This is a genomic window from Streptomyces beijiangensis (assembly GCF_017315755.1).
In the GTDB taxonomy this organism is placed as follows: Bacteria; Actinomycetota; Actinomycetes; order Streptomycetales; family Streptomycetaceae; genus Streptomyces; species Streptomyces beijiangensis.
Map to the genome: position 1 here is coordinate 1 of NZ_JAFLRJ010000259.1, position 8195 is coordinate 8195.

Here is an 8195-nt window from a genome sequence, read left to right on the forward strand (position 1 = left end):
CGGGGGCGGAGCCCCCGGAGCGGGGATTCAGCTCCGCTTCAGGCCCAGGACCTCCGACGCCGCGAACGTCTCGCCCGACGGCCGCCCCTCGTAGTACGGAGACAGCACGCCGTCCAGCTCCTCGTACGTGAACGCGTCCTTCGCCGTGTCGAACTTCGCCGCCACCTTCGGGCGGTCCACGATCGCCACCATCCCCCCGTGCACCACCAGCAGTTGGCCGTTGACCTTCGCCGCCGCCGGCGACGCCAAGTAGCCCACCAGTGGCGACACATGCTCGGGCGCCAGCGCGTCCAGCTCGCCCGCCCCCGGCTCCGCGAAGCCGGCGAAGACGTCCTCCGTCATACGGGTCCTGGCCCGGGGGCAGATCGCGTTCGCCGTGACCCCGTACTTGCCAAGGGCGAGAGCCGTCGACGTCGTCAGGCCCACGATCCCGCCCTTCGCCGCCGCATAGTTCGGCTGGCCCGCCGAGCCCGCCAGGAACGCCTCCGACGAGGTGTTGACGATCCGTCCGTAGACCGGACCCCCCGCCGCCTTGGACCGCTCGCGCCAGTGCACCGAGGCGAAGTGGGTGGTGTTGAAGTGCCCCTTGAGGTGGACCCGGATCACCGAGTCCCACTCCGCCTCGCTCATGGAGAAGATCATCCGGTCGCGCAGGATGCCCGCGTTGTTGACCAGGATGTCGAGCTTTCCGTACGTACCGACCGTCAACTCCACCAGCGCACGCGCCTGTTCGTGGTCGGCGACGTCACCGAGATGGGCGACCGCCTGTCCGCCCGCCGCCCGTATCTCCGCGGCGACCTCCTCCGCGGGGGCGGCCGAGGCCTCCCCCGAGCCGTCGCGTCCCGGCTGGCCGAAGTCGTTGACGACGACGGACGCGCCGAGCCGCGCGAGTTCGAGCGCTTCGGCGCGGCCGAGACCGCGCCCCGCACCCGTGACGATCGCGGACAGGCCCTCAAGTGGCAGTGACATACGTGGAATTCCCCTCAGGTCGGGTCAGATCTCGATGCAGGTGCGCAGCGCCTCGCCCGTACGCATCTGGGCGAGGGCGTCGTTGATCCCGGCGAGCGGCACCCGGTGGGTGATCATGGATTCGAGGTCGATGCGGCCCGCGCGCCACAGGGCGATGGCCCGCTCGTACGAACGGAGCACGTCCCCTCCGCCGTACATCGAGGGCAGAATCCGCTTCTCGTCGAAGAACAGCTCGAACATGTTGAGCTGGAGGAAGTCGTCCATGGCGCCCGCGCCGACCACGCACATCGTGCCGCCGCGCCGGGTCGTCTCGTACGCCGTGCGCGCGGTCGCGGACTTGCCGACGACCTCGAAGACGTAGTCGAAGCCCTCGCCCGCGGTGATCCGCTGCTTGGCGTCGGCGAGTTCGTCCGGGGCGACCGCCTCCGTCGCACCGAAGCGCAGGGCTGCCTCGCGGCGCGATGCGACCGGGTCCACGGCGACGATCTGGGCCGCGCCCTTGAGCCGGGCGCCCTGGATCGCGGAGATGCCGACGCCGCCGCAGCCGATGACGGCGACCGACGAACCGGCCTGTACGTCCGCCGTGTTGATGGCCGCGCCAAGCCCCGTCGTCACACCGCAGCCGATGAGGGCCGCGATCTCGAACGGCACGTCGTCGGGGATCGGCACCGCGCACCCGGCGTCGACGACGACCTCCTCGGTGAAGGTGCCGGTTCCGGCGAAGCCGAAGACATCGCCTCCGGGGCGCTTGAAGTTGGGGGTGCCCGCGTTCATGAATCCGGCCAGGCACAGTTCGGTCTGGCCGCGCTTGCAGGCCGGACAGACCCCGCAGGCGGGCAGCCAGCAGATCAGCACCCGGTCCCCCTGCTTGAGGCCGCTCACGCCGTCGCCGACGTCGAGGATCTCGCCCGCGCCCTCGTGGCCGGGGATGAAGGGGGCGGGCTGGGGCAGTACGCCGTTCATCGCGGAGACGTCGGAGTGGCACAGCCCGGTGGCCCGGACCCTGATCTTCACCTTGCCGGGGCCGAAGCCCACCGCCTCGACGTCGTCGAGGACTTCGAGCTTGTCCTGGCCTATCTCGTGCAGTACTGCTGCGCGCATGGTGCCAATCCCTTCGGCGGGTGCGGTGGGCGGGACCGGGGCGTGCCCCGTGCGTCCCGTCCTGGGCGGACGCGCCCTGCCCGTGCGCGGCAGGGACAGGGCGCTGGGTGCGGGCCGGTGCTTGCGGCCCCTTACGCGTGTTCGCTCAGCAGCCGACGATCGTGTCGGCGAGGACCTGCGACTCGTCGCGCTCGACGGCGGCGACCGTCACCTGGATGCGGCCCGGCGACTCCCACATCCGGATGCGCAGGGTCTCGCCGGGGAAGACGACACCGGCGAAGCGTGTGCTGTACGAGGTGACGCGGGCGACGTCGCCGCCCAGGACCGTGTCGACGACGGCCTTGAGCGTCATTCCGTACGAGCAGAGGCCGTGCAGGATCGGCCGGTCGAAGCCCGCCAGCTTGGCGAACTCGGGGTCGGCGTGCAGCGGGTTCCAGTCGCCGCTGAGGCGGTAGAGCAGCGCCTGGTCCTCGCGGACCGGGCGTTCCACGGTCCGGTCGGGGTCGCGTGCGGGGAGGTCGAGGCGGGCGGAGGGGCCGCGTTCGCCGCCGAAGCCGCCTTCGCCGCGTACGAAGATCTGCGAGTCGCTGGTCCAGAGGGGGCCCTGCTCGTCGGCGACCTCCGAGCGCAGCACGATGACGGCCGCCTTGCCCTTGTCGTACACCGCCTGGACCCTGGAGGTGGAGCGGGCGCTGCCCTTCACCGGGATCGGGCGGTGGAGCTCGACGCGCTGGCCGCCGTGCAGGACGTGGGCGAGGTCGACGTCCACACCTGGCGCGGACAGGCCGCCCGCCAGGGCCATGCCGGCACCCGCGACGGTGGCGAAGCTGGGCAGGACGTGCAGCCTGGACTCAAGGGTGTAGCGCAGTTCGTCGGGGTCGGTGGCGGGCAGTCCTGCGCCGACGCCGAGGTGGTAGAGCTGGACGTCCTTGTGGCCCCAGCTGATCTCGCTCGACCGGGGTTCGGCGGCGACGGCCTTCGCTGCATCAATCGGCATGTACTCAAGGCTCCTTGACGTGCTCGTGCAGTGCTACGGCTGGAAGACCTCGGTGCGACCGTCCGCACCGTCGACCGCACCGAGGTCGCATACGGATCGGCCTCCCACGCCCGTTCTAGAACGCGTTCTAGCCGATGGGCCCTATGTATAACGCACCCCCCGGGAGTTGTGAAGACTCCTGACGCTACGTCAGATCGAACTTCACCGGCCAGGACATTTGTCCCGCCGGACTCCGTACAAGCGCATCTGCCGGAGGGTGGGACCGGCTCCGTACGGTGATCCCATACGGTTCCGCCGGGACCGCAGCAACGGGAGAGACCATGCCGAAGTGGCCAAGGCGAAGGAAGAAGCTCAGCAAGGAAGAACAGCGTCCGGGCCCGCCCAACGGCTACGCCCTGCTGCCGTGGCTGCTGCTGGGCCTGGGCAGCTTCTCGAACCTGATCAACGGCGAGACCCCGAACCCCTGGATCGGCGGCATCGGCCTCCTCGCCTTCAACTCCCTCTACATCTCCGTCGCCATCCGCGCCTTCGTCAAGGAGAAGCGGACCAGCCGCACCACGCTGTACCTGCTGGGCGCGATGACGGTCCTCACCTACGGCCTCGCGATCGGTTACGGCGGCGTCTGGCTGCTGTACTTCCCCCTGCTCTCCCTCGCGGTGGGCACCACCCTGCGCGAAAAGCAGCTCGGCGTGACGCTGGTGGTCCTGGCCGGCTCGGCGGGATGGCTCGCGGGCGTCGAGGGGGACAGTCCCTGGGACCCGTGGACCGTCGGGTACGCCACCTTCATCTCCGGGGCGGTGACCGCTGCGCTCCTGGCGCTCTCCGAGACGGTCATCGAACTGCGCTCCACCCGCCAGGAGTTGGCGCGCACCGCCGTCGAGAAGGAGCGCCTGCGCTTCTCCCGCGACCTGCACGACCTCCTCGGCCACACCCTCTCGGTGATCGTCGTGAAGTCCGAGGCAGCCCGCCGGCTCGCCCCGCGCGACCTGGACGCGGCGCTCGCCCAGGTCGCCGACATCGAGTCCGTCGGCCGCCAGGCGCTGACCGAGATCCGCGAGGCCGTCACCGGCTACCGCGACGCCAGCCTCGCCCAGGAGCTGGAGCGGGCCGAGTCGGTGCTGCTCGCCGCGGGCATCGATCCTGTCGTACGGCAGTCGGGCCCGCCCCTGGAGCCGCAGACGGCGGCCCTGCTCAGCTGGGTCGTACGCGAGGCCGCCACCAACGCCATCCGGCACTCCAAGGCGAGCCGCTGCGAGATCAGCGTGGAGGGCACCTCCGAACACGTGCGTCTGATGATCACCGACGACGGCCGCGGCGTAGGCTCGGACGCACCGGGCAGCGGGCTGAAGGGCCTCACCGAACGGCTCGCGGCGGCAGGCGGATCGCTGACGGCGGGACCCGCCCCCCGCAAGGGGTTCCGGCTGGTGGCCGTACTCCCCGTGGAACCCGTGGCCCCCGCGAACACCGCAGCAGAGACAGGGACAGAGACAGAGATGGAGCCCCGCGCATGATCCGAGTACTTCTCGCCGAGGACCAGGGCATGATGCGCGGCGCCCTCGCACTGCTGCTCGGCCTTGAGGAGGACATCGAGGTCGTCGCACAGGTGGACAGGGGCGACAAGATCGTCGACGCGGCGCTCAACTCCAGCCCCGACGTGGCGCTCCTGGACATCGAACTCCCCGGCCGCACCGGCCTGGACGCCGCCGCCGACCTGCGCACCGAGATGCCCAACTGCCGGGTCCTGATCCTCACCACCTTCGGCCGCCCCGGATATCTGCGGCGCGCGATGGAGGCGGGGGCCGCCGGGTTCCTGGTCAAGGACGGCCCGGTGGAGGAGCTGGCCGAGGCGATCCGCCGGGTCCTGGCGGGCGAGACGGTCATCGACCCGGCGCTGGCTGCGGCCGCGCTCAGCGCGGGCCCCAGCCCGCTGACCGCGCGCGAGGCCGGCGTACTGAACGCCTCGGTGGACGGTGCGACGGTCGCCGACATCGCGGGCACGCTGCATCTGTCGGAGTCGACCGTACGGAACTATCTGTCGTCGGCGATCGGCAAGACGGGCACCCGCAACCGCATGGAGGCGGTGCGGGCGGCCCGTCAGCAGGGCTGGCTCTAGGCCTTCGTACGGAACCGGGAACGGTACCGGGACTCGGCCCCGGACCGGGGCATCCAGAGGAGCAGCAAGAGCACTCCGCCCAGCAGGATGAACCCGCCCCAGCGGAACGCGAGCGCGTATCCGGCGGTCAGGGCCTCGGCGCCAGTGCTCGTGCCCGTACGGGACGCGGCGACCGTCGAGAGCACGGAGAGGCCGAGCGCACCGCCCAGCGTCCGTGAGGTGTTGACCAGCCCGGAGACGAGTCCGGCGTCCCCCGGGTCGGCGCCCGAGGTGGCGAGCGAGGCGAGCGGGGTCATGGCGAGGCCCGCGCCCGCCATCATCACCATGCCGGGGAGCATGATCGAGGTGACGTAACCGCCGTGTGCGGTCATGTTCGACTGCCAGCCGAAGCCGGCGGCGGTGATCAGCACACCGATGACGGCGACGTTCCTCGCGCCGATGACCGGCATGATGCGGGGCGCGAACTTCGATCCCGCGACGACGCTCAGCGAGCTGGGGATGAGGGCGAGTCCGGCGCCGAGCGGGGTGTAGCCGAGGACGTTCTGTGCGTACAGCGTCATGAAGTACCACATGCCGAAACTGCCCATGCCGCAGACGAACATCGCGGCGTTGGCAGCGGCGACGGAGCGCACTCGGAAGAGCTTCAGCGGCATCAGAGGCGTCTTGGTGCGCGCCTCGACGAGGAGGAACAGGGCGAGCAGGGCCAGTCCGGCGGCGAGCGGGACGAGGGTCGCGGCGGCGGTCCAGCCCTCGGCCTCGATCTGCACGATGCCGTACGCGAGGATCGCGGCGCCCGCCGTCACCAGTACGGCGCCCGGCAGGTCGAGCCGCCGCCTGGCCGCTGCCCGGCTCTCGGTGATCCAGCGGACGGCCCCGACGAGGACGATCGCCCCGATCGGCACGTTGATCAGCAGCACCCACCGCCAGGAGAGCGAGTCAGTCGGTCAGCGCCCCGCCGACGAGCCCGCCGGCCGCGCCGCCGCCCGCGCCGACCGCGGTCCAGGTGGCGATGGCCCGCGCACGGGCCGCGCCCTCCGGGACTGCGGAGGTGAGGATGGTGAGGGTGGAGGGCGCGAGGACGGCCGCGCCGAGCCCCTGGACTGCACGGGCTGCGAGCAGCTGCCAGCCCTCCTGCGCGAACCCGCCCCCGAGGGAGGCGAGCGTGAAGAGCCCGAGTCCGACGAGGAACATCCGCTTGCGCCCGAAGAGGTCACCGGCGCGCCCGCCGAGCAGCATGAACCCGGCGAAGGCGATGGCGTAGGAGTTGACGACCCACTGGAGCCCGGTGGCGGAGAGGCCGAGGTCGGAGCGCATGGAGGGCAGTGCGACGTTGACGACGGAGACGTCGAGCACGACGAGGAACTGGCCCGCGCAGGCGGCGAGAACGACGAGCCAGGTGCGGGCGGGGGCGGTGCTTGGAGCTATTCGGAGGTCTTCGGTGCGGGTCTGCGGCATGGGGGTAATGGTCGCAGCCGGTGTGTGGTCCCTGCATCGGGATATCGGATGACGGGCGGGGGCCGGTGGTCCTAGGTCCCGCGGAGGCGCTCGTCGAAAAACTTCAGAAGAGTGTGTACGGCGATGTCGAGAACCCGTGGCCCGCTCCGTCCCCGCAGTGAACGCGACCACAATGGGCCGCACCAGTACCGAGGAGAACCACCATGGCCAAGTACTTGCTTCTCAAGCACTACCGCGGCGCCCCGGCTGCGAACAACGACGTGCCCATGGACCAGTGGACACCCGAAGAGATCACGGCCCACATCCAGTACATGAACGATTTCGCGGCCCGGCTCGAGACGACCGGAGAGTTCGTCGACGGTCAGGCGCTCGCCCCCGAAGGCGCCTGGGTCCGGTACGACGGCGAAGGACGCCCGCCGGTCACCGACGGGCCGTTCGCCGAGACCAAGGACCTCATCGCCGGCTGGATGATCATCGACGTCGACAGTTACGAGCGCGCCGTCGATCTGGCCGGGGAACTGTCGGCCGCCCCCGGCGCGGGCGGGAAGCCGATCCACGAGTGGCTGGAACTGCGTCCGTTCCTCGGCGCGCATCCCACCATCACGGAGTGACCTCCGACATGAACGAGGTCCTCCTCCGGAGCCTCACACCGAGTGTGCTCGGAATTCTCGTCCGCCGCGGAGCCGACTTCGCGGCGGCCGAGGACGCCGTGCAGGACGCGCTGGTCGAGGCGGTCCGCGTCTGGCCGGCCGATCCTCCGCACGACCCCAAGGGCTGGCTGGTCACGGTCGCCTGGCGCAAGTTCCTCGACGCGACCCGGTCGGACACCGCCCGCCGCCGGCGCGAGGACCGCGTCGACGAGGAACCGGCCCCCGGGCCCGCACCCGCGTCGGACGACACCCTCCGGCTCTACTTCCTGTGCGCCCACCCGTCGCTGACGCCGTCGTCGGCGGTCGCGCTCACGCTGCGCGCCGTCGGCGGGCTCACCACCCGCCAGATCGCCCGCGCCTATCTGGTGCCCGAGGCGACCATGGCGCAGCGCATCAGCCGGGCCAAGCGCACGGTCTCGGGCGTGCGTCTCGACCAGCCCGGCGATGTCGCCACCGTACTGCGCGTCCTGTACCTGGTGTTCAACGAGGGCTACAGCGGTGACGTCGACCTCGCCGCCGAGGCCATCAGGCTCACCCGCCGGCTCGCGGCCACGATCGACCACCCAGAGGTGGCGGGGCTGCTCGCCCTGATGCTGCTCCACCACGCCCGGCGCGCCGCGCGGACCACGCCCGACGGCAGCCTGGTGCCGCTCGCCGAGCAGGACCGCGGACGGTGGGACACCACGGCCATCGCCGAGGGAGTCGCGATCCTGCAGGCGGCCCTCGCCCGCGACCGCCTCGGCGAGTTCCAGGCACAGGCCGCCATCGCCGCGCTCCACGCCGACGCGCCCGCCGCCGAGGAGACGGACTGGGTGCAGATCGTCGAGTGGTACGACGAGCTCGCCCGCCTGACCGACAGCCCGGTCGTCAGGCTCAACCGCGCGGTGGCCGTCGGCGAGGAGCGCGGCGA

At 71.3% G+C, this 8195-nt stretch carries 7 protein-coding genes and 1 pseudogene; 4 read left to right on the forward strand and 4 right to left on the reverse strand.

Going from position 1 to position 8195, the window contains the following annotated elements:
* Nucleotides 1–27: 27 nt before the first annotated feature.
* The 3 genes from J0695_RS25490 to chsH3 form a co-directional block, all read right to left on the reverse strand.
* On the reverse strand, nt 28–969 hold the full coding sequence (locus J0695_RS25490; RefSeq protein WP_206965666.1) for a 3-oxoacyl-ACP reductase: 942 nt from the start codon (nt 967–969) through the stop codon (nt 28–30).
* 24 nt (nt 970–993) lie between these two features.
* A complete protein-coding gene (locus tag J0695_RS25495; protein ID WP_206965668.1) occupies nt 994–2070 on the reverse strand; it encodes a Zn-dependent alcohol dehydrogenase in 1077 nt (358 codons plus the stop codon).
* A 145-nt stretch (nt 2071–2215) separates the two neighbouring features.
* Nucleotides 2216–3067, reverse strand: coding sequence for an enoyl-CoA hydratase ChsH3 (chsH3, locus tag J0695_RS25500; protein WP_206965671.1), 852 nt, complete (start codon nt 3065–3067; stop codon nt 2216–2218).
* Nucleotides 3068–3387: 320 nt separating this feature from the next.
* Here chsH3 and J0695_RS25505 point away from each other — a divergent pair, with 320 nt between their 5' ends.
* Both J0695_RS25505 and J0695_RS25510 read left to right on the forward strand, forming a co-directional pair.
* Nucleotides 3388–4578: a sensor histidine kinase gene (locus tag J0695_RS25505; protein WP_206965672.1), complete on the forward strand. Its 1191-nt coding sequence runs from the start codon at nt 3388–3390 to the stop codon at nt 4576–4578.
* A complete protein-coding gene (locus tag J0695_RS25510; RefSeq protein WP_206965674.1) occupies nt 4575–5180 on the forward strand; it encodes a response regulator transcription factor in 606 nt (201 codons plus the stop codon). Before J0695_RS25505 ends, J0695_RS25510 begins: the two co-directional genes overlap by 4 nt.
* Here the strand turns inward: J0695_RS25510 and J0695_RS25515 are convergent.
* Nucleotides 5177–6635, reverse strand: a pseudogene (locus J0695_RS25515) (MFS transporter). The gene J0695_RS25510 and the pseudogene J0695_RS25515 overlap by 4 nt on opposite strands.
* A 203-nt stretch (nt 6636–6838) precedes the next feature.
* Between J0695_RS25515 and J0695_RS25520 the strand changes: the two are divergent.
* The gene (locus J0695_RS25520) at nt 6839–7246 is read left to right on the forward strand and encodes a YciI family protein (RefSeq protein ID WP_206965677.1); all 408 of its coding nucleotides are present in this window, start codon (nt 6839–6841) and stop codon (nt 7244–7246) included.
* A gap of 8 nt (nt 7247–7254) precedes the next feature.
* Nucleotides 7255–8195: RNA polymerase sigma factor (locus J0695_RS25525; RefSeq protein ID WP_206965679.1), on the forward strand; the 941-nt coding region annotated here is incomplete at its 3' end.

Coding starts and splice junctions, on each gene's coding strand:
- J0695_RS25505 (WP_206965672.1), top strand. CDS start 3,388: ATGCCGAAGTGGCCAAGGCGAAGGAAGAAGCTCAGCAAGGAAGAACAG.
- J0695_RS25490 (WP_206965666.1), bottom strand. CDS start 969: ATGTCACTGCCACTTGAGGGCCTGTCCGCGATCGTCACGGGTGCGGGG.
- J0695_RS25520 (WP_206965677.1), top strand. CDS start 6,839: ATGGCCAAGTACTTGCTTCTCAAGCACTACCGCGGCGCCCCGGCTGCG.
- J0695_RS25495 (WP_206965668.1), bottom strand. CDS start 2,070: ATGCGCGCAGCAGTACTGCACGAGATAGGCCAGGACAAGCTCGAAGTC.
- chsH3 (WP_206965671.1), bottom strand. CDS start 3,067: ATGCCGATTGATGCAGCGAAGGCCGTCGCCGCCGAACCCCGGTCGAGC.
- J0695_RS25510 (WP_206965674.1), top strand. CDS start 4,575: ATGATCCGAGTACTTCTCGCCGAGGACCAGGGCATGATGCGCGGCGCC.